This window comes from Pseudomonas sp. B40(2017), from assembly GCF_002112855.1.
In the GTDB taxonomy this organism is placed as follows: domain Bacteria; phylum Pseudomonadota; class Gammaproteobacteria; order Pseudomonadales; family Pseudomonadaceae; genus Aquipseudomonas; species Aquipseudomonas pharyngis.
The window spans coordinates 115,655-137,000 of the sequence record NZ_NEIT01000005.1 but is presented as its reverse complement, the minus strand read 5'-3'; the positions used below and the strand labels follow the sequence as shown (position 1 = coordinate 137,000).

Genomic DNA, 21,346 nt, shown 5'->3' with positions numbered 1-21,346 from the left:
CATGTCACTGTTAGAAATCAAGAATCTCAACGTTCGCTTCGGCGACAAGAACGCCACCCCGGTCGTCGACGGCCTCGACCTGAAAGTCGACAAGGGCGAAGTCCTGGCGATCGTGGGCGAGTCGGGTTCCGGCAAGTCCGTGACCATGATGGCGCTGATGGGCCTGATCGAGCACCCGGGGATCGTCACCGCCGATTCGCTGAGCTTCGACGGCAAGAACATGCTCAAGCTGAACAACCGCCAGCGTCGGCAGATCGTCGGCAAAGACCTGGCGATGGTGTTCCAGGACCCGATGACCGCGCTGAACCCAAGCTACACCGTCGGTTTCCAGATCGAAGAAGTGCTGCGCCTGCACCTGAAAATGTCCGGCAAGCAAGCGCGCAAGCGTGCGATCGAACTGCTGGAAAAAGTCGAAATCCCGGGCGCCGCCAGCCGTATGGATGCCTACCCGCATCAACTGTCCGGCGGCATGAGCCAGCGTGTGGCAATTGCCATGGCGATTGCCGGCGAGCCGAAACTGCTGATCGCCGACGAACCGACCACCGCACTCGACGTAACGATTCAGGCGCAGATCATGGACCTGCTGCTGGCGTTGCAGAAAGAGCAGAACATGGGCCTGGTGCTGATCACCCACGACCTCGCCGTGGTGGCCGAAACCGCCCAGCGCGTGTGCGTGATGTACGCCGGCCAGGCCGTTGAAGTCGGGCAGGTGCCGCAACTGTTCGACATCCCGGCCCACCCGTACAGCGAAGCGCTGCTCAAGGCGATTCCGGAACACAGCCAGGGTGCCGAGCGTCTGGCGACGCTGCCGGGAATCGTTCCCGGCCGTTATGACCGCCCGCAAGGCTGCCTGCTGTCGCCGCGCTGCCCGTACGTGCAGGACAGCTGCCGCGCGCAACGTCCGACCCTTGACCCGAAAAGCCACAGCCTCGCCCGCTGCTTCTATCCGCTGAACCAGGAGGTGGCGTAATGGCCGTCGTACTTACCGCCCGCGACCTGACCCGTCACTACGAAGTCTCCCGTGGCCTGTTCAAGGGTCACGCCACCGTGCGCGCCCTCAACGGTGTGTCGTTCGAGCTGGAAGCGGGCAAGACCCTCGCCGTCGTCGGTGAATCGGGCTGCGGCAAATCCACCCTCGCCCGCGCCCTGACCCTGATCGAGGAGCCGTCATCCGGCTCCCTGAAAATCGCAGGGCAAGAAGTGGCCGGCGCCGACAAGGCTCAGCGCAAGCAACTGCGCAAAGACGTGCAGATGGTGTTCCAGAGCCCGTACGCATCGTTGAACCCACGGCAGAAAATCGGTGATCAGCTGGCCGAGCCGCTGCTGATCAACACCAACCTGTCGGCCGCCGAACGTCGCGAGAAAGTCCAGGCGATGATGAAGCAGGTCGGCTTGCGTCCCGAGCACTACCAGCGTTATCCGCACATGTTCTCCGGCGGTCAGCGTCAGCGTATCGCGCTGGCCCGCGCCATGATGCTGCAACCGAAAGTGCTGGTGGCGGACGAACCGACCTCGGCGCTGGACGTGTCGATCCAGGCGCAGGTGCTGAACCTGTTCATGGACATGCAGCAGGAGTTCAACACCGGTTACGTGTTCATCTCGCACAACCTGGCGGTGGTGCAGCACGTGGCCGATGACGTGATGGTGATGTACCTCGGTCGCCCGGTGGAAATCGGTCCGAAGCACGACATCTATGCCCGTCCTCTGCACCCGTACACCCAGGCGCTGTTGTCGGCGACCCCGACCATCCATCCGGATCCGGACAAGCCGAAAATCAAGATCGTCGGCGAGTTGCCCAACCCGCTGAACCCGCCGCCTGGCTGCGCGTTCCACAAGCGCTGCCCATACGCCACCGCGCGTTGCAGCAGCGAAGAGCCGGCCCTGCGCCAGCTCGACACGCGTCAGGTCGCGTGCCACTACGCCGAGCAATTCCTCGACGGCGCGGCATGAGAAAACCCGCCCCGTTTCCCGGGGCGGGTTGTTGATGAGTTGACCAAACCCCTTCTGCCTCGATTGCGCATCAGTCGAGAAAGAAGGGGTTTTCTTTTGTCCGGAATCTACGTCTGGCTGTCCCCTTCATCAGGATCATCGGAGTCCGGCTCGTCGGTGGTCGAGTCGTCATCGTCGGCGCTGCCACCCTGGCCCTGATCGCCCGGCTCGGACTCGGACTTGGCCAGCATCAGCGCGCTGTGCCCCACCTGACCGCTGGAGGCCTGGGTCTCGTGATCCTCGCACTCGGCCCAGGCCGTCGCGGTGCCGAGGGACAGCATCACCACCACTTTCAACAGCAGCAAAATCCGTAGCAACCTGCTTTTCATAGCCGAGTCCATCCTGTTCCAGGTGAGAAATTCATGCTGACCTGACGCTGATTGAAATCTAGTTCCGATCCGCCGGGTTCACCAGATAGGACGCTGACCAATGCCCGGAAATGCCATGCGTGGACAGACCGCTTTCGAATAACGCTCATAACCGGATCGGCTAAGCGTCTGCACCTTGCGTGGCTCGAATGCGCGTTGCCTGATAAATCAGCGGCACTGACAGCAAGGCCAGCACGGCACTCGCCAGCCAGACACTGTGACCGCCGAACTGGCCATAGAGCTGCCCACCCAGCACCGGCGACAGCAGCGAACTCGCACTCCAGGCCATGAAAAACAGACCAAAATAGCGACCGCTTTTTCCGGTTTGCGCATGCTGCATCACCAGCACATTCAACGGTGGCATGAACAACGCCTCCCCCAGCGTCCAGATCACGGTCGAGAGGCAGGCATAAAACAAGCCGGAACCCAGCGGCAACATGCCGAGTCCGACCGCCAGCAGCACACAACCGGCGATCAATGGCCGACGCGCGCCCCAGCGTTCCCCCCAGTGCGACATGGGAATCTGCAGCGCTACCACCAGAATCGCGTTGATCGCGAACTGCCAGCCGATGGCCTCGGTGCTCAAACGGTAATAGTCGCGAAGATAGTTGCCCAAGGTGCTGTAGACCGTGTCGAACGCCATGCCAAGAAGGACGGTCGCCGCCAGCAGCCAGAGGAAGGGTTTGTCGCGATAGGGAAGGCCCGAACTCGATTGCGCCTGTGGCGCCTCGTCAGCGATCAGCACCGGCCGGCGCCAGGTCGTGCGGACAAACCAGAGCAACGCCAGCAGCGTAAGCCCGGCGCTGATGAAAAACACCCAGCGAAAATCCACCTGTGCCAGAACACCGCCCGCCACACCTGCAGCGGCCATCCCGAGGTTCCGGGCAATGCGACTCAAGGCCTGCGCCCGTGGGCGATGCGCAACCTCGCAATACTCCATGATCAGTCGCTGATGCAGGGTGCGGATCGCCCCATCGAGAGTGCCGCTGAGCAACAGCAACCCGGCCAGGAATGGCACTTGCGTGACCAGCCCCAGCAAGACCAGAACCCAAGCAGAGACAAAGAACAGCGCCGCCGTCAGTCGCGCCGTGCGGACGTGGTCACTGAGCCATCCGCCGAGCATCGAGCCGATCAGCAGACCTCCGCCATACGCCGACAGCAGCCAGCCGACCGTTTCGATCGCCAGCCCCAACTCTTGCCGCAAGTACAACGCCATGAACAGCTTGACCATGCTGCTCAGGCGATTGATGAACAGCAGCGCCGCCAGCACCCAGGCCATCAGGCTGAAATAGCCGTTGGGCCGAAGCAGATGAGCGAGCCTCCCTGTCATTCGATTGCTCCCTTGGTGATCGGACCAGACGCCTGCGCCCGACTTGAATGAGTTCGCATACTTGATCAACACGCAAAAAAAAGCCCACTGTTTTATCAGTGGGCTTTCGGGTGTCGCCAATCAGCGCTTAGTGGTGCTCACGGGTCGCACGGAATTTCACGTCCGGCCAGCGCTCTTCCATCAGGGCCAGGTTGACCCGCGTCGGCGCGAGGTAGGTCAGGTGACCGCCGCCGTCCAGTGCCAGGTTTTCCACCGCCTTGTTGGAGAATTCCTCGAGCTTCTTCTTGTCGCTGCATTCGATCCAGCGCGCGGAGTACACGGTGATCGGCTCGTAGGAGCACTCGACCTTGTATTCCTCTTTCAGGCGGCTGGCGACCACATCGAACTGCAGCACACCGACGGCGCCGAGGATGATGTCGTTGCTGCGCTCCGGGAAGAACACCTGGGTTGCGCCTTCTTCGGCCAGCTGCTGCAGGCCCTGGCGCAGTTGCTTGGATTTCAGCGGGTCGCGCAGGCGTACGCGGCGGAACAGTTCCGGGGCGAAGTGCGGGATACCGGTGAAGCCCAGGGTTTCGCCTTCGCTGAAGGTGTCGCCGATCTGGATCGTGCCGTGGTTGTGCAGACCGATGATGTCGCCGGCATACGCTTCTTCCAGCTGTTCACGCTCGGAGGAGAAGAACGTCAGGGCGTCGCCGATGCGCACGTCCTTGCCGGTACGCACGTGGCGCATCTTCATGCCTTTTTCATATTTGCCGGAGCAGATACGCATGAAGGCGATACGGTCGCGGTGTTTCGGGTCCATGTTCGCCTGGATCTTGAAGATGAAGCCCGAGAACTTCTCTTCCACCGGCTCCACGGTGCGCTCGTTGGCCACGCGCGGCAGCGGACGCGGGGCCCAGTCGACCACGGCGTCGAGCACATGGTCGACCCCGAAGTTGCCCAATGCAGTACCGAAGAACACCGGGGTCAGTTGACCGTCGAGGAACTCCTGCTGGTTGAACTCGTGGCAGGCGCCCTGCACCAGTTCCAGCTGTTCGAGGAAACGCTCGTACTCGTCGCCCAGATGCGCGCGTGCTTCGTCGGAATCGAGCTTCTCGATGATCTTGGTTTCGGTGCGTTCGTGACCGTGACCGGCGGTGTAGACAATGATGTAGTCGTCGGCCAGGTGGTACACGCCCTTGAAGTCGCGGTAGCAACCGATCGGCCAGGTGATCGGCGCGGCCTTGATCTTCAGGACGGCTTCGATTTCGTCGAGCAGTTCGATCGGGTCGCGGATGTCACGGTCGAGTTTGTTGATGAAGCTGACGATCGGCGTGTCACGCAGACGGCAGACGTCCATCAGCGCGATGGTACGTGGCTCTACACCTTTACCGCCGTCGAGAACCATCAATGCCGAGTCCACCGCGGTCAGGGTGCGGTAGGTGTCTTCGGAGAAGTCTTCGTGGCCCGGGGTGTCGAGCAGGTTGATCATGTGTTCGCGATACGGGAACTGCATGACCGACGTGGTGATCGAGATGCCCCGCTGCTTTTCCATCTCCATCCAGTCGGATGTCGCGTGGCGGTCGGATTTACGGGATTTCACCGTACCGGCCACGGCAATCGCCTTGCCCATCAGCAAGAGCTTTTCGGTGATGGTGGTTTTACCGGCATCGGGGTGGGAAATAATGGCGAAAGTGCGGCGTTTCGCGACTTCGGCGGCCTGTCTGGTCATGGGAAATCGCCTGGCGGTGATTCAAAAAAGGGCGGCGATTATAGCCCAACTCGATTCAATAACCGAACCGTTGAGCACATTAAGGGTGGCCAAATGCTGCCTCGGATGGGAACCTTTTAAAGCACGGAGACGTCCATCCCCTGTTACGACAATTCGTCAGGGGCTGAAAAATCAGCAAGTTAGCCTGACGAGGCTGCGCTCATGGCTCGCTTTCAGACCGCTTTTGCCGGGCTGAAAAAAAGCTGCTTCTCGCGAACACTGACTCCGGCAGCCAGGCATGGCATGCCACACGGAGCAGCGGTCGCCGACTAAAAAAAAGGAGTCCGCCTGTGGCTATCCGCTATGGCAAAGGGCTGATGGGAGGTGCGGTGGTGATCGCGCTCCTGGCCCTGCTGGTCCACTGGATCGGCATCAACACGATCGAACACTACCGCGACGATTTGTTGTTTTACCTGCAAGCTCATCTGATTCTCGTCCTCGCCTCAATGCTGGCCGCCCTCGTCGTGGGCCTCCCCGCCGGTATCTTCCTGAGCCGCCCGACCATGGTCGGCCGCGCTGAACGCTTCATGCAGATCTTCAACATCGGCAACACCGTGCCGCCGCTGGCCGTGCTGGCGATTGCCCTGGGGATTCTCGGCATCGGCAGCGGTCCGGCGATCTTCGCTTTGTTCCTCGCCTCGCTGTTGCCGATTGTGCGCAACACCTACGAAGGCCTGAAAAACGTCCAGGGCTCGCTGAAAGAGGCCGCTGTCGGCATCGGCATGACCCCGCGCCAGGTGCTGTGGAAAGTCGAGTTGCCCAACGCCGTGCCGATCATCGTCGGCGGTGTGCGAGTGGCTTTGGCGATCAACGTCGGCACCGCGCCGCTGGCCTTCCTGATCGGCGCCAACAGCCTCGGCAGCCTGATCTTCCCCGGCATCGCCCTGAACAATCAGCCGCAACTGCTGCTCGGCGCCGCGTGCACCGCGCTGCTGGCCCTGCTGCTCGATGGCGTGGTCACCCTCGCCAGCCGTCTCTGGCTGGAACGCGGTTTGCGCCCGTCTTGAGGCTTTGCGAAGGAATTTTTATGAAAAGACTTAGTTTGATTCTGGGCTGCGTGCTGCTCTTCGCAGGGATCGCCCAAGCCGCCGACAAACCGGTGATTCGCCTCGGCGCCCGAGTATTTACCGAGCAGACCCTGCTCGCGGAAATCACCGCGCAATACCTGCGCAGCAAAGGCTACGACGCGCAGATCACCGGTGGCCTGGGCAGTAACCTGGCCCGCAGCGCCCACGAAACCGGACAACTGGACATGCTCTGGGAGTACACCGGCGTGTCGCTGGTGGCCTACAACCATGTCACCGAGAAACTCGACAGCGCACAGTCCTACGCCCGGGTGAAAGAACTCGACGCGAAAAAAGGCCTGGTCTGGCTGACACCGTCGAAATTCAGCAACACCTACGCCCTCGCCCTGCCGAAGACCGTGGCCGAGGAATATCCGCAGATCCACACCATCAGCCAGTTGAACGAAGTGCTGCGCGCTGAAGCCAAAACAAATCATCTGGTGGCGCTGGACACCGAGTTCGCCAACCGCTCCGACGGTCTGGACGGCATGGTCAAGCTCTACGACATGAACCTGACCCGCAAGAACATCCGGCAGATGGACGCGGGGCTGGTCTACACCGCGCTGCGTAACGGTCAGGTGTTTGCCGGTCTGGTCTACACCACCGACGGTCGCCTCAACGCCTTCGGCCTGAAGCTTTTGGAAGACGACAAGCATTACTTCCCGGACTACACCGCCGCGCCGGTCGTGCGTCAGGCCTACCTCGACGCCCACCCGCAACTGGCGGAGCAACTCAAGCCGCTGGCCGAGCTGTTCGACGACGAAACCATGCGCCAGCTCAACGCGCGGGTCGATGTCGATCACGAGAGCCCGTCGAAAGTCGCTGCCGACTTCCTGCGCCAGCATCCACTGAACTAAAGGAGGAAAAGCCATGGAATTCCTGAACGCCTTTTCCCACCTCGACTGGCAGCAGGTGATGCACCTGACCTGGCAGCACATCACCCTGGTCGGCATTGCCGTCAGCCTGGCAATCCTCATCGGCGTGCCGCTGGGCATCCTGATGACACGTTTCCCGAGCCTCGCTGGCCCCTTGCAGGCCAGCGCCACGGTGCTGCTGACCGTGCCGTCGATTGCCCTGTTCGGCCTGCTGCTGCCGTTCTACTCGAAATTCGGCCAGGGCCTCGGCCCGATGCCGGCGATCACCGCCGTGTTCCTTTATTCACTGCTGCCGATCATGCGCAACACCTACCTTGCCCTGACCGGCGTCGAGCCGGGCATTCGCGAAGCCGCTCGCGGCATCGGCATGACCTTCGGCCAACGCCTGCGCATGGTCGAGTTGCCGATCGCCGTGCCGGTGATCCTCGCCGGCGTGCGCACCGCCGTGGTGATGAACATCGGCGTGATGACCATCGCCGCGACCATTGGCGCCGGCGGCCTCGGTGTGCTGATCCTCGCTTCCATCAGCCGCAGTGACATGTCGATGCTCATCGTCGGCGCGCTGCTGGTCAGTCTTCTGGCGATCTTCGCCGACCTCATTTTGCAGTGGCTGCAACGTTCGCTGACTCCAAAAGGACTCCTCAAATGATCGAACTTCAAAACCTCAGCAAGACCTTCCAAAGCAACGGCAAAGATGTGAAAGCCGTGGACTCGGTAAGCCTGACCGTCAATGAAGGCGAAATCTGTGTGTTCCTCGGGCCATCGGGCTGCGGCAAAAGCACCACGCTGAAAATGATCAACCGCCTGATCAAACCGACCTCGGGCAAGATCCTGATCAACGGCGAAGACACCACCGACCTCGACGAGGTGACGTTGCGCCGCAACATCGGCTACGTGATCCAGCAGATCGGTCTGTTCCCGAACATGACTATCGAAGAGAACATTGTCGTCGTGCCTAAACTGCTCGGCTGGGACAAACAGAAGTGCCACGACCGCGCCCGCGAACTGATGAGCATGATCAAGCTTGAGCCCAAGCAGTATCTGCATCGTTACCCGCGTGAGCTGTCCGGCGGCCAGCAGCAACGGATCGGCGTGATCCGTGCGCTGGCGGCGGATGCACCGTTGTTGCTGATGGACGAACCGTTCGGCGCGGTGGACCCGATCAACCGCGAGATGATCCAGAACGAGTTCTTCGAGATGCAACGCGCACTGAACAAGACCGTGATCATGGTCAGCCATGACATCGACGAAGCGATCAAGCTCGGCGACAAGATCGCGATCTTCCGCGCCGGCAAGCTGTTGCAGATCGACCATCCGGACACCCTGCTCGCCCACCCGGCGGATGATTTCGTCAGCAACTTCGTCGGTCAGGACAGCACCCTCAAACGTCTGCTGCTGGTGAAAGCCGAAGACGCGGCGGACAACGCGCCGTCGGTCAGCCCGGAAACCCCGGTGGCCGACGCGCTGGAGTTGATGGACGAACATGACCGTCGCTATGTCGTCGTCACTGACGCTGAGAACAAGGCACTGGGGTATGTGCGCCGTCGTGACCTGCATCGTCAGACCGGCACCTGTGCGCAGTTCCTGCGCGAGTTCAACGCCACGGCTGCCTACGACGAGCATTTGCGCATCCTGTTGTCGCGCATGTACGAGTTCAATCGCTCATGGCTGCCGGTGATGGATGCCGAGCGTGTGTTCCTCGGCGAGGTTACGCAAGAGTCGATTGCGGCGTACCTGAGTTCCGGTCGATCGCGCGGAATGAAGACCAATATTGTGTCGCCAGCCGAGGCGGTGGCCTGATCAAACGCAAAAGGGCTGTTCGACAGCCCTTTTTTTCGACTACCGGAACCTGAGAGCCGTGATTTTTTTGCCGACGATTAGCCGGCAAGAAATATCAACACGCCAGAGGGCTCAACCCGGCCGACGATGTCAGCGTTAACCCGCAACTTCCCCCTCACCTCCCCTTCTCGCCGCCAACGTCGCCGATGTTGAAGTGATCGTACTTATCTGAGACTTGGCACACATCACCGTCGAACGTGCAGGTATTTTTAACACCTGAAAATTATTGCGGAACATCTGCCCGTCATCTCGGTCGGGTACAAAGAGTGATATCCGCGACGTACGTCAGAAGCGTGCAAAAACGCGACATTTTTAGTTGATCTCAGGCCCCTCACGCCCTAAAGTTCGCGCCGAACGTCCATGCTGGAAACGATCCATCCGGCTCAAGTACTGACGACGAGACAGCAAGGCCAAGGGAAAGAAAGCTTCATTTCCCATGGCCTTTTTGCTTTCGGCGACATGCCTTGGGAAGTAGGCGAACCAAAGTGGGGATACGGAGGACGTTCAGGAGGGTGTGTCATCAATGAATTCACGAGTGCGCCGGGCATGCTTTTGCGCAGGGCAAGGCGCGAGGCCCGCAGTTTGGTTGTTCCAAATAAGGGACGAGCAACGCAGCCCTGCGCAAAAGCAGGCCCGGCCCTTCGGGTTGTGCCTGAGCGCGCGCCATGCTGCGTTGCAGGCCTTGCGAAGGGAGCAACCATTAGCTGCGGCCTGCGCCTTGCCTGGCACGCGCTCAGGCACAACGCACTCGCGAATTCATTGATGACACACCCTCGCACCCATTGATTAACTTTGTTTGCCAGTAGGAGAGTTCCCAGCATGTCGATCCAGGTCGAAGACTATTTCGCGCGCGAAACCTTTCAGAAAATGAAGGCGTTCGCCGACAAACAGGAAACCCCGTTCGTGGTGATCGACACCGCGATGATCGCCCAGGCCTATGACGACCTGCGCGCCGGTTTCGAATTCGCCAAGGTCTACTACGCGGTCAAGGCCAACCCGGCCGTCGAGATCATCGATCTGCTCAAAGAGAAAGGTTCGAGCTTCGACATCGCCTCGATCTATGAGCTGGACAAAGTGCTGAGCCGTGGCGTCAGCCCGGACCAGATCAGCTACGGCAACACCATCAAGAAGTCCAAGGACATTCGCTACTTCTATGAGAAGGGCGTGCGCCTGTTCGCCACCGACTCGGAAGCCGACCTGCGCAACATCGCCAAGGCCGCACCGGGCGCCAAAGTCTATGTGCGCATCCTGACCGAAGGCTCGACCACCGCCGACTGGCCACTGTCGCGCAAATTCGGCTGCCAGACCGACATGGCCATGGACCTGCTGATCCTCGCCCGCGACCTGGGCCTGGTGCCTTACGGCATCTCGTTCCACGTCGGTTCGCAACAGCGTGACATCAGCGTCTGGGACGCCGCCATCGCCAAGGTCAAAGTGATCTTCGAGCGCCTGAAGGAAGAAGACGGCATCCATCTGAAGCTGATCAACATGGGCGGTGGCTTCCCGGCCAACTACATCACCCGCACCAACAGCCTGGAAACCTATGCCGAAGAAATCATCCGCTTCCTCAAGGAAGACTTCGGTGATGACCTGCCGGAAATCATTCTGGAGCCGGGCCGTTCGCTGATCGCCAACGCTGGCATCCTGGTCAGCGAAGTGGTGCTGGTCGCGCGTAAATCCCGCACCGCCGTCGAGCGTTGGGTGTATACCGATGTGGGCAAGTTCTCCGGCCTGATCGAAACCATGGACGAAGCGATCAAGTTCCCGATCTGGACCGAGAAGAAAGGCGAAATGGAAGAAGTCGTGATCGCCGGCCCGACCTGCGACAGCGCCGACATCATGTACGAGAACTACAAGTACGGTCTGCCGCTGAACCTGGCGATCGGTGATCGCCTGTACTGGCTGTCGACCGGTGCGTACACCACCAGTTACAGCGCGGTAGAGTTCAACGGCTTCCCGCCGCTGAAATCGTTTTACGTGTAAGCGATGCTGGCGTAATGCAAAAAGCCCATGACGTGTCATGGGCTTTTTTGTAGCTGCGATTCAGGTGTCCTGTAACTCGGCGCAACGGTGAGTGTAGGCCTGCGCCAGCGCCTGGATTCTCGGATCGGTTGCGCTCGCCAGCGTCTGGCTGGCCACGCGCAGAAAATTCAGGTTGCCGCCGGCCAGCGCTTTCTCCAGCCAGACCAGCGCATCATCGACGCGCCCCTCAGCCGCCAGCACCGCCGCATAACTGAACTGCCCACGAAAGTCTCCGCCTTCGGCCGAACGTCGATACCAGTCACGGGCCGCTGCCGGATTCGCCGGGCACACTTGCCCCTCTTCCAGATAACGCCCGAGCAGGTTCATTGACTTGGCATGCCCGGACTCTGCCGCGCGTTGATACAGCGCCATGGCCTGAAGATGATCGACCGCGACACCGCGCCCGGTTGCCAGCAGGTTGGCGAGGTTGTACATCGCCCAATCCAGCCCGGCATCCGCTGCAACACGATATTGCTGGGCGGCAATCGCTGCGTCGGCCACACAACCCCATCCGTGCTCATGGCAGCGACCGAGCATGTTACGCGCCATCAGATGACCTTGCTCTGCGGCGATTTCAAACCAGCGCAAGGCCAGCGGCTGATCCTGAGCAATCCCGTGACCATCGAGCAGGATCTGCCCAAGCAGCGCCTGCGCTTCCAGCACGCCCTCACCCGCCGCGATCAGAATCGCCTGAGCCGCGCGGGCAGGGCTTTCTTCGAGCATGGCCGTGAGGCGTTCGCCGTCGAGGACTTCCTCGCGGCGCAACCGAAAGTCCGCCACTTATACCTCGACCCAGCGACGCAGCAGGTTGTGATAGGTGCCGGTGAGGCGGATCAGCGAAGGGTGATCGGGCATGTCCTGGGTAAGCTGCTGGATCGCACCGTCCATCTCGAACAGCAACGCGCGTTGGCTGTCTTCGCGCACCAGGCTTTGAGTCCAGAAGAACGAGGCATAGCGCGCACCGCGAGTCACCGCGTTGACCTTGTGCAGGCTGGTGCCGGGGTACAGCACCATATCGCCAGCGGGCAGTTTTACCCGCTGGGTGCCGAAGGTGTCCTGGATTTCCAGTTCGCCGCCGTCGTAGTCCTCGGGTTCGCTGAAGAACAGCGTGGCCGACAGATCAGTGCGTACCCGTTCGATGCTGCCCTTGGGCTGGCGCACCGCGTTGTCGATATGGAAATCGAAACTGCCACCCGCCGTGTAGCAGTTGAGTAACGGCGGGAATACCTTGTGAGGTAAAGCGGCGGACATGAACAACGGATTTTTCCACAGCCGTTCGAGCATCGCCGCGCCGATTTCCTTCGCCAGCGGATGGCCTTCGGGCAGTTGCAGATTGTGCTTGGCCTTGGCCGATTGATAGCCGGCGGTGATCTTGCCATCGGCCCAGTCGGCCTGCTCCAGCGCCTCGCGAATGCGCTGCACTTCGTCTTTCTCGAACAGTGCGGGAATGTGCAGGAGCATGGCGACGTCACCAGATGGCAAAAGGATGCCAATGGTATTGATTCTTATTGACTGTGTAAAACCCGCTAGACGAATGAACTGGTAAAAACCGTAAGGTTAAATTGTAAAGAATGTAAATTTGTCGCGAATAGTAATGTTTCGCAATTGATACGAATACCTGTTTACCCTATATTCCGCCGCCTCAAATCCTTGGGGAGGGGAATAAAAATGGCACGTCAACCAGCACAAGTACCGGTCAGTTCACCACGTCTGCTCGCTTCCGCCATCGGCGTGGCGATCACCGCCGGCTCCGCAGGCCACATGGTGTTCGCCGCCGAAAAAACCGACAGCAAAGCCACCGGCAATGCCATCGCCCTGGACGCCACCGCCATCACCGGCGAAGCCCAGGACTCGACCTCCTACCAGGTCGAGAAAGCCTCCTCGCCCAAGTACACCGCGCCGCTGGTCGACACGCCGCGCTCGGTCACCGTTATCCCGCAACAAGTGCTGAAAGACACCGGCGCCCTGAACATGCAGGACGCGCTGCGCACCGTGCCGGGCATCACTTTCGGTGCCGGTGAAGGCGGCAACCCGCAGGGCGACCGTCCGTTCATCCGTGGTTTCGACGCCCAGGGTGACACCTACCTCGACGGCGTGCGCGATACCGGCTCCCAGAGCCGCGAAATCTTCGCCGTGGAAAACATCGAAGTCAGCAAGGGCCCGAACTCCGCCATCGGCGGTCGTGGCGCGGCGGGCGGCAGCATCAACCTGGTGAGCAAGAAAGCCCACTTGGGCAACTCGTTCGACGGTGGCTTCACCTGGGGCTCCGATCAGACCCAGCGCTACACGATGGATGGCAACTACCAGTTCAGCGACACCGCTGCCGGCCGTCTGAACCTGATGAGCCACGAGAGCAACGTCGCCGGCCGCGACAAGGTCGACTACGACCGCTGGGGCATCGCGCCATCCCTGGCCTTCGGCCTGGGCACCGACACCCGCGTCAACCTCGATTACTACCATCTCGAAAGCAACGACACGCCGGATTCGGGCATCCCTTACACCATTCCGGCCGGCGGCTCGGCGGCGCGCACCAAGTCCAACCCGGACAAGCCGTACGCCGGCGGCGATCACAGCAATTTCTACGGTCTGGACCGCGACTTCCGCAAGGGCCGCACCGACACCGCGACCTTCGCCATCGAGCATGACCTGAGCGACTCGCTGACGATCAAGAACACCCTGCGTCACGGCACCAGCATGCAGGATTACATCCTGACCCAGCCGGACGACAGCAAGGGCAACGTCAACAACGGCAGCGTCTGGCGTCGTGCGAACACTCGCGTGAGCAACACCGAGACCACCACCAACCAGACCGACCTGTTCGGCAACTTCTACGTTGCCGGCTTCAAGAACAGCTTCTCCACCGGTGTCGAGTACACCCGTGAGGAAAGCAGCAAATCCTCGTACAACGTCAACACCGACACCACGCCGCGCACCTCGGCCGTGACCACCAACTGCAATCCGGGCCTGATCGGCGCTGCCAGCGGCTACAACTGCACCTCGCTGTCGAACCCGAACCCGAACGATCCGTGGAACGGCGCAATCTCGCGCAACTACGCCGGCACCGACACCCAGTCCGATACCTACGCGCTGTATGCGTTCGACACCCTAGAGCTGTCCGAGCAATGGCTGGTGAACATGGGCCTGCGTTACGACCACTTCGAAACCGGCTACAAGACTTACAACAACGCTGGCCGCACCACCTCCAAGGGTGCTGACACCAGCGAGTTCGTCACCGGTCAGTTCGGCATCGTCTACAAACCGGCAGAGAACGGCAGCATCTATGCGTCCTACGCCACCTCCGCCACTCCGCCGGGCAACACCCTGGGTGAAGGTCAGGAAGGCAACCCGCTGGGCGGCACGCCGGATCGCAATGGCAACCTGCTCAAGAGCGATATGGAGCCGGAAACCACCAAGAACTACGAAATCGGTACCAAGTGGGATCTGCTGAACGATCGCCTGTCGCTGACCGCCGACATCTTCCGCACCGAGAAAGAAAACGCGCGTGTCCAGGTCGATACCACCTCGTACGAGAACGCCGGCAAGACCCGCGTTCAAGGTATCGAGTTGTCCGCCAGCGGCAAGATCACCGACAAGTGGCAAGTGTTCGCCGGTTACGCCTACATGGACAGCGAGCAAGTGGACGGTGGTGACCTGCCGGCCAACAAGGCCAACAACGGTAACGAGCTGCCCAACACGCCGAAAAACAGCGCCAGCCTGTGGACCACTTACCAGGTCACGCCGAAGCTGACCATCGGTGGCGGTGCGTTCTACGTGGATGACGTGTTCGGCAGCGTGGCCAACACCACCATGGTCGATTCCTACGTTCGCTACGACGCGATGGCGGCGTACAAGCTGAGCAAGAACGTCGACCTGCAACTGAACGTGCAGAACCTGACCAACGAAACCTACTACGACAAGGCCTTCTCGACTCACTTCGCCAACCAGGCGGCGGGCCGTACGGCATTGCTGAGCACCAACTTCCACTTCTGATCGAAGCGGGAAGTACCGAGCCCCGTTCATTCATTTGAGCGGGGCTTTTGTGCGTAATAAAGAACGTTTCTCGATAAGCCACGGCATAATGCACGCCGTGAACACAACCTCCGAACGGACAAGGCAAGCAACGTGTTGAAGAAAACCCTGTTCCAGTTGCACTGGTTTTTTGGCATCACTGCCGGGCTGGTGCTGGCCCTGATGGGCATCACCGGCGCTGCCTATTCGTTTCAGGACGAAATTCTCAAAGCCCTCAACCCTTCGGTGTTGCAGGTCGAGAAGCAGGTCGCCGGCGTGCTGCCGCCCGCCGATCTGGTGGCGCACATCGAAGCGGCCTCGGGCAAGAAAGTCTCGATGCTCTCGGTCGAAACCGAAAGCGGCAGCGCCGGACGCGTCTGGTTCACCCCGCCCAAAGGCGAGCGCCGGGGCGAGATGCGCTACTTCGATCCCTACACCGCCGAGTTCAAGGGCGATGCCACGGGCCAGGACTTCTTCGGCCTGATGCTGCAACTGCACCGGTTCCTCGCCATGGGCGATACCGGTCGCAACATCACCGGCGCCTGCACCCTGATGCTGCTGTTCTTCTGCCTGTCCGGCCTGTACCTGCGCTGGCCGCGCCAGTGGCAAAGCTGGCGCGTGTGGCTGACCCTCGACTGGAAGAAAAAGGGCCGCAGCTTCAACTGGGATCTGCACTCGGTGTTCGGCACCTGGTGCATGCTGGTTTACCTGCTGCTGGCACTGACCGGACTGTCCTGGTCCTACGAGTGGTACAACAAGGGCCTGACCCGACTGCTTTCCGATGCACCGCAAAACGAGCGCGTGCGCGGCGGTCGTGGCCCGGCCCCTGAAGGTCCGGCGCCGACTGCCGATTACGCCGCCATGTGGCTCAGCATCTACAGCACCGCCGGCCCGGGCCTCGCCGCCTACAACATCCGCATGCCGCCAGTGGCCGGTCAACCGGCGACCGTGTTCTACCTGCTCGACAGCTCGCCCCATGAGCGCGCGCTGAACCAGATCACCCTCGACCCGGCCACCGGCGTGGTCAAGCGCGTCGACCGCTACGCCGACAAAAGCTTCAAGGCGCAATTGCTGACCAGCATTTACGCGCTGCACGTCGGCAGTTATTTCGGTCTGGTCGGGCGGATCATCGTCACCGTCGCGGCCGTCTTGATGCCGCTGTTCTTCATCACCGGCTGGCTGTTGTACCTGGATCGCCGGCGCAAGAAAAAGCAGATCAAGGATGCCCGCAAAGGCCTCGACCAACCGGCCGGCGATACACCGGCGTGGCTGATCGGTTTCGCCAGCCAGAGCGGTTTTGCCGAGCAACTGGCGTGGCAGACCGCCGGGCAATTGCAGGCCGCCGGATTGCCGGTGAAGGTGCAGCCGCTGGCGAATGTCAGCGAGCAGGATCTGCGCGAATCGAACAACGCGCTGTTCGTGGTCAGTACCTTCGGCGACGGCGAAGCGCCGGACAGCGCGCGCGGTTTCGAACGCAAAGTGCTGAACAACGCCTCGACCCTCGACAGCCTCAACTACGCCGTACTCGGCCTCGGCGATCGGCAGTATCAACACTTCTGCGGTTTTGCCCGACGCTTGCATCATTGGCTCGGCGAACACGGCGGCAAGACCCTGTTCGCCCCGGTCGAAGTCGACAGCGGCGACCCTTACGCCCTGCGTCACTGGCAGACCCAGCTCGGCCTGCTCACCGGGCAAGCACCGGTCGACACCTGGCAGGCACCGAGCTACGAGAACTGGACACTGGTGCGCCGCGAGCTGATGAACCCGGACAGCGCCGGCGCACCGGTCTATCTGCTCGGTCTGACCGCACCGACCTCCCGCAGCTGGCTGGCCGGCGATCTGGTGGAAGTGCTGCCGCGTAATTGCCCGTGGGCAATCGAGCATTTCCTCGACGGCCTCGGCATCCGTGGCGAAACCAGCGTCAAGGTCAACGGCCTGCAAGAGTCGCTGGAAGTGGCCCTCGCCAGCCGCCAATTGCCCGAGCACCGCGCCCATCTGGTGGGCCTGCACGCTCAGGCGCTGGTCGATGCGATGGTGCCGTTGGCGATGCGCGAATACTCGATCGCCTCGATTGCCGCCGATGGCGTACTGGAGCTGATCGTGCGTCAGGAACAGCATGCCGATGGCAGCCTCGGCATCGGCTCCGGCTGGCTGACCGAGCATGCGCAGATCGGCGGCAGCATCAGCCTGCGGGTCCGCCGCAACAGCGGTTTCCACCTGCCGAACGCTCCGGTGCCGATGATCCTGCTGGGCAACGGCACCGGCCTCGCCGGGCTACGCAGCTTGCTCAAGGCGCGGATCGCCGACAACCAACAACGTCACTGGCTGCTGTTTGGCGAGCGCAATCGCGAGCACGATTTCCTCTGTCGCGCGGAGCTGGAAGAGTGGTTGATCAATGGCGATCTGGAACGCCTCGATCTGGCGTTCTCGCGAGATCAGGCCGAGAAGATGTACGTGCAGGATCGCCTGCGCGAATCGGCCGGCGAGCTGAAGAAATGGCTGGCGGACGGTGCAGTGATCTACATCTGCGGCAGCCTTCAAGGCATGGCTTCGGGGGTGGATCAGGTGCTCAATGAAGTGCTGGGCGCCGCCGAAGTCGAACGCCTGATCGAACAGGGTCGTTATCGTCGCGACGTTTACTAACACCACCCTCTCTGTAGGAGCGAGCCTGCTCGCGATATCGGTTTTACATTCAACACATTAGTTGTCTGTGACACCGTCATCGCGAGCAGGCTCGCTCCCACCGTGTGTTTCGCGGTGATCTCAGGTCGGCTTCAGCTTCTGCTCAAACACCGCCACCCCCTCCAGATCCCGCAACACCACGCTCATCTCCCCGCTCTGCCCCTCGATGTTCACCTCGCCGAAAAACTGAAACCCGGCAAACGGTGAAGCGTTTTGCGTCGGGGGCGCTTTCTGAAACACCACTTGCGGGCCGAAGGTCTTGTCCAGCGGATTGGGGCCGAAACTGCCGGCGTTCAACGGCCCTGCGACAAACTCCCAGAACGGTTCGAAATCCTGGAACGCCGCGCGATCAGGGTGATAGTGATGCGCCGCGCAGTAATGCACGTCCGCCGTCAGGAACACGAAATTGCGCACCTGATGTGCCCGCAGGAACCCGAGCAATTCGGCCACTTCCAGTTCGCGCCCCTGGGCCGGACCGGGATCGCCGTTGGCCACCGCTTCCCAGCGCGCAACACCGGGACTGACTTCGCCGTCGGGCACGCCGAGACCGATCGGCATGTCGGCGGCAATCACTTTCCACTGGGCTTTCGAGGCCTTCAATCCACGCTTGAGCCAGTTCAGTTGCTCGCGTCCGAGGAACGGTTTTTCCGCCCCGAGATTGTCGTCGTTGGCGCCGCGATAACTGCGCATGTCGAGCACAAACACATCGAGCATCGGCCCGTAACTGAGCTTGCGATAAATCCGCCCGCCGCCATCGGCCGCCTGCAAACGCATCGGCGCATATTCGAGCCAGGCCTGACGTGCGCGGCCGACCAGGGTGTGGATATTTTTTTCCTGATAACGATCGTCGAGCTGCTTGCCCGGCGACCAGTTGTTGACCACTTCATGGTCGTCCCACTGCCAGATCTGCGGCACTTCGGCGTTGAAGCGACGGACGTTTTCGTCCATCAGGTTGTAGCGGTAATTGCCGCGATAATCGTCGAGGGTCTGGGCGACCTTGCTCTTGGCTTCCGTGGTGAGGTTGCGCCAGATCCGGCCACCCTCGGTGGTCAGCTGCGCCGGCACCGGGCCGTCGGCGTAGATGGTGTCGCCGCTGTGGATAAAGAAGTCCGGCAGGCGCATGCGCATGGCTTCATAGATGCGCATGCCGCCGATATCGGGGTTGATGCCGAAGCCCTGGCCGACGGTGTCGCCGCTCCACACGAAGCGGATATTGCGCCGCGCCGTCGGTGCGCTGCGCAAGTGGCCGAGCCAGGGTTCGCTGGCGACGCCAGTGCGGGCGTCCTTGAAATACACGCGGTAGAAAATCGCCTGATCAGCGGGCAACCCGGTGAGTTCGACGCGGGCGGTGAAATCGCTGCGGGCATCGGCCAGCGCCGAGACGACTCGGCGCGGATGACGGAACTGGCTGCGGGTGTCCCACTCCACCACCATCTGCGCCGGGCGGTCGGCGCGGCTCCAGATCATCGCGCGGTCGCTCTGAAGGTCGCCGGATTGCACGCCGTCAGTCAGTTGCGGTCGATCCTTGACCGACGCGATCACGGCCGGCGCCAGCCCCGGCATCAGCAGTCCGGCGCCGACGGCTTGCATCACGCGCCGGCGACCGGGATTGAAATCGCTCATGGTGTTCTCCCTGAAAAAAGGAAAACTTAAGCACTGCTAGATGAAAAGGGTGTGACACCTCACGCCTTCGCGGGCTCCAGCGCCAGTTCCACGGCTTCCGGTCGTTTGACCAGCGCATACACCACCGCCGTCAGCAGACTGCCCGCGACAATCGCCAGCAGGTACAACAGCGCATGGTTGATCGCATTCGGAATCGCCAGCACGAACAGGCCACCGTGGGGCGCCATCAGTTTGCAGCCGAAGTACATCGACAGCGCACCGGTCAGTGCACCGCCGGCAATGCTCGCCGGGATCACCCGCAACGGGTCTTTCGCGGCAAACGGAATCGCCCCTTCGGAGATGAAGCACAACCCGAGCACCAGCGCCGCTTTACCGGCCTCGCGTTCGGTCTGGGCAAACTTGCGTCGGGCGATGAAGGTGGCGATACCCAGACCGATCGGCGGCACCATGCCGGCGGCCATGGTCGCGGCCATCGGTGCATAACTCTGCGAGGCCAGCAGCCCCACCGAGAACGCATACGCGGCCTTGTTGATCGGCCCGCCGAGGTCGACGCACATCATGCCGCCCAGCAGCACACCGAGCAGGATCGCGTTGGTGGTGCCCATGCTGTCGAGGAAATGCGTCAGCGCCGCAAGCATCCCGGCCACCGGTTTGCCGACCACGTAAATCATCACCAGTCCGGTGAACAGACTGGCGAACAACGGGATGATCAGAATCGGTTTCAGCGCTTCGAGACTTTGCGGCAGCGCCACATAGCGACTGATTGCTTTGGCGGCATAGCCTGCGATAAACCCGGCAACGATCCCGCCGATGAATCCGGCGCCCAGGGTGCTCGCCAGCAAACCGCCGATCATCCCCGGCGCGAGTCCGGGACGGTCGGCAATCGACCAGGCGATGTAACCGGCCAGCAGCGGCACCATCAATTTGAACGCGGTCTCGCCACCGATCTGCATCAGCGCCGCCGCCAGCGTCCCCTCTTCCTTGAACGCGGTGATGCCGAACACGAACGACAAGGCGATCATCAGCCCGCCCGCCACCACCATCGGCAGCATGAACGACACACCGGTCAGCAGGTGTTTGTAGACGCCGCTTTTCTCCTGCTTGGCCGGCGCCTTGCCGTCGCCGGCAGCGTTTTCAACGACACCTTCGGCCAGGGCTTTTTTCAGCGTGGCTTCGGATTGCTTCAACGCAATGCCGGTGCCGCAGCGGTAGATTTTCTTGCCGGCGAAACGCTCGGTGGCGACTTCAATGTCAGCCGCCAGCAGCACTACGTCAGCCTCGGCAATCGCTGCCGCGCTCAGCGGATTTCGCGCGCCGACCGAGCCCTGGGTTTCGACTTGCAGGTCGTAGCCCAGACGCTTGGCGGCTTGCTGCAAGGCTTCGGCGGCCATGAATGTATGAGCGACGCCGGTCGGGCATGCAGTGACCGCGACCAGACGCGGCGCTTGCGCGCTGGCAACCACGGGCGGCGTTTCGTCAGCGACGTAAACCTGCGCCTCGACGGCGCCACGCCGCAGCACGTCTTCAACATCCTGCAGGGCTTGCGCCGGCGCAATCCGAAAGACTTTCTTGCCGATGAACCGGGTCATGTCCACCGGTCCCGTGGTCACCAGCAACACCCACTCGGCGGCTTCGATGGTGGCCGCTGACAACTCGCGTTCCGGGTGCGCCGCATCCACCACTTCGACGCTGGTGCTCCAGCCCTGACGCTGGGCCGCGGCATCCAGCAGCCGGGCGCACAGCACACTGGTGACCATGCCGTTAGGGCAGGCCGTGACAATGGCTAACTTCATGAC

General features: G+C 61.6%; 16 protein-coding genes. 9 read left to right on the top strand and 7 right to left on the bottom strand.

What is annotated here, in order from left to right:
* The first annotated feature begins 1 nt into the window (after position 1).
* On the top strand, positions 2 to 970 hold the full coding sequence (locus tag CAF76_RS14690; protein WP_011332433.1) for an ABC transporter ATP-binding protein: 969 nt from the start codon (positions 2 to 4) through the stop codon (positions 968 to 970).
* Complete coding sequence (locus tag CAF76_RS14685; protein ID WP_007953682.1) at positions 970 to 1,950, top strand: peptide ABC transporter ATP-binding protein; 981 nt, start codon at positions 970 to 972, stop codon at positions 1,948 to 1,950. The genes CAF76_RS14690 and CAF76_RS14685 overlap by 1 nt, the downstream gene beginning before the upstream one ends.
* A 107-nt stretch (positions 1,951 to 2,057) precedes the next feature.
* Here the strand turns inward: CAF76_RS14685 and CAF76_RS14680 are convergent, their stop codons facing one another.
* From CAF76_RS14680 to CAF76_RS14670, 3 genes are all read right to left on the bottom strand, one after another.
* Positions 2,058 to 2,318 carry a hypothetical protein gene (locus CAF76_RS14680; RefSeq protein WP_085647670.1) on the bottom strand — a complete coding sequence of 87 codons (261 nt, stop codon included), beginning with the start codon at positions 2,316 to 2,318 and terminating at the stop codon, positions 2,058 to 2,060.
* 160 nt (positions 2,319 to 2,478) lie between these two features.
* Positions 2,479 to 3,687, bottom strand: a complete 1,209-nt coding sequence (locus CAF76_RS14675; protein WP_085647669.1) for an MFS transporter — start codon at positions 3,685 to 3,687, stop codon at positions 2,479 to 2,481.
* Positions 3,688 to 3,814: 127 nt separating this feature from the next.
* Positions 3,815 to 5,398, bottom strand: a complete 1,584-nt coding sequence (locus tag CAF76_RS14670; RefSeq protein WP_011332431.1) for a peptide chain release factor 3 — start codon at positions 5,396 to 5,398, stop codon at positions 3,815 to 3,817.
* Positions 5,399 to 5,754: 356 nt separating this feature from the next.
* Between CAF76_RS14670 and CAF76_RS14665 the strand changes: the two genes are divergently transcribed.
* From CAF76_RS14665 to CAF76_RS14645, 5 genes are all read left to right on the top strand, one after another.
* Positions 5,755 to 6,444, top strand: coding sequence for an ABC transporter permease (locus CAF76_RS14665; protein ID WP_172829515.1), 690 nt, complete (start codon positions 5,755 to 5,757; stop codon positions 6,442 to 6,444).
* A 20-nt stretch (positions 6,445 to 6,464) separates the two neighbouring features.
* Positions 6,465 to 7,358 carry a glycine betaine ABC transporter substrate-binding protein gene (locus tag CAF76_RS14660; protein ID WP_064593352.1) on the top strand — a complete coding sequence of 298 codons (894 nt, stop codon included), beginning with the start codon at positions 6,465 to 6,467 and terminating at the stop codon, positions 7,356 to 7,358.
* A gap of 13 nt (positions 7,359 to 7,371) precedes the next feature.
* Entirely contained in the window at positions 7,372 to 8,025 is a 654-nt protein-coding gene (locus CAF76_RS14655; protein ID WP_007953690.1) for an ABC transporter permease, read from the top strand.
* Positions 8,022 to 9,176, top strand: a complete 1,155-nt coding sequence (locus tag CAF76_RS14650; protein WP_039769215.1) for a betaine/proline/choline family ABC transporter ATP-binding protein — start codon at positions 8,022 to 8,024, stop codon at positions 9,174 to 9,176. The genes CAF76_RS14655 and CAF76_RS14650 overlap by 4 nt, the downstream gene beginning before the upstream one ends.
* Positions 9,177 to 10,034: 858 nt before the next feature.
* The gene (locus tag CAF76_RS14645) at positions 10,035 to 11,198 is read left to right on the top strand and encodes a type III PLP-dependent enzyme (RefSeq protein ID WP_039769212.1); all 1,164 of its coding nucleotides are present in this window, start codon (positions 10,035 to 10,037) and stop codon (positions 11,196 to 11,198) included.
* A 60-nt stretch (positions 11,199 to 11,258) separates the two neighbouring features.
* Here the strand turns inward: CAF76_RS14645 and CAF76_RS14640 are convergent, their stop codons facing one another.
* The gene (locus CAF76_RS14640; RefSeq protein WP_256579618.1) at positions 11,259 to 12,017 is read right to left on the bottom strand and encodes a tetratricopeptide repeat protein; all 759 of its coding nucleotides are present in this window, start codon (positions 12,015 to 12,017) and stop codon (positions 11,259 to 11,261) included.
* On the bottom strand, positions 12,018 to 12,698 hold the full coding sequence (locus CAF76_RS14635; RefSeq protein WP_039769208.1) for a Fe2+-dependent dioxygenase: 681 nt from the start codon (positions 12,696 to 12,698) through the stop codon (positions 12,018 to 12,020).
* 207 nt (positions 12,699 to 12,905) lie between these two features.
* Here CAF76_RS14635 and CAF76_RS14630 point away from each other — a divergent pair, with 207 nt between their 5' ends.
* Together CAF76_RS14630 and CAF76_RS14625 are read left to right on the top strand one after the other, a co-directional pair.
* Positions 12,906 to 15,227, top strand: a complete 2,322-nt coding sequence (locus CAF76_RS14630) for a TonB-dependent siderophore receptor (protein ID WP_085647668.1) — start codon at positions 12,906 to 12,908, stop codon at positions 15,225 to 15,227.
* 132 nt (positions 15,228 to 15,359) lie between these two features.
* The gene (locus CAF76_RS14625; protein ID WP_085647667.1) at positions 15,360 to 17,888 is read left to right on the top strand and encodes a sulfite reductase flavoprotein subunit alpha; all 2,529 of its coding nucleotides are present in this window, start codon (positions 15,360 to 15,362) and stop codon (positions 17,886 to 17,888) included.
* 120 nt (positions 17,889 to 18,008) lie between these two features.
* Here CAF76_RS14625 and CAF76_RS14620 read toward each other — a convergent pair whose 3' ends face one another.
* A complete protein-coding gene (locus CAF76_RS14620; protein WP_085647666.1) occupies positions 18,009 to 19,550 on the bottom strand; it encodes an alkaline phosphatase in 1,542 nt (513 codons plus the stop codon).
* Positions 19,551 to 19,609: 59 nt separating this feature from the next.
* A complete protein-coding gene (locus CAF76_RS14615; RefSeq protein ID WP_085647665.1) occupies positions 19,610 to 21,343 on the bottom strand; it encodes a PTS fructose-like transporter subunit IIB in 1,734 nt (577 codons plus the stop codon).
* Between the last annotated feature and the right edge of the window lie 3 nt (positions 21,344 to 21,346).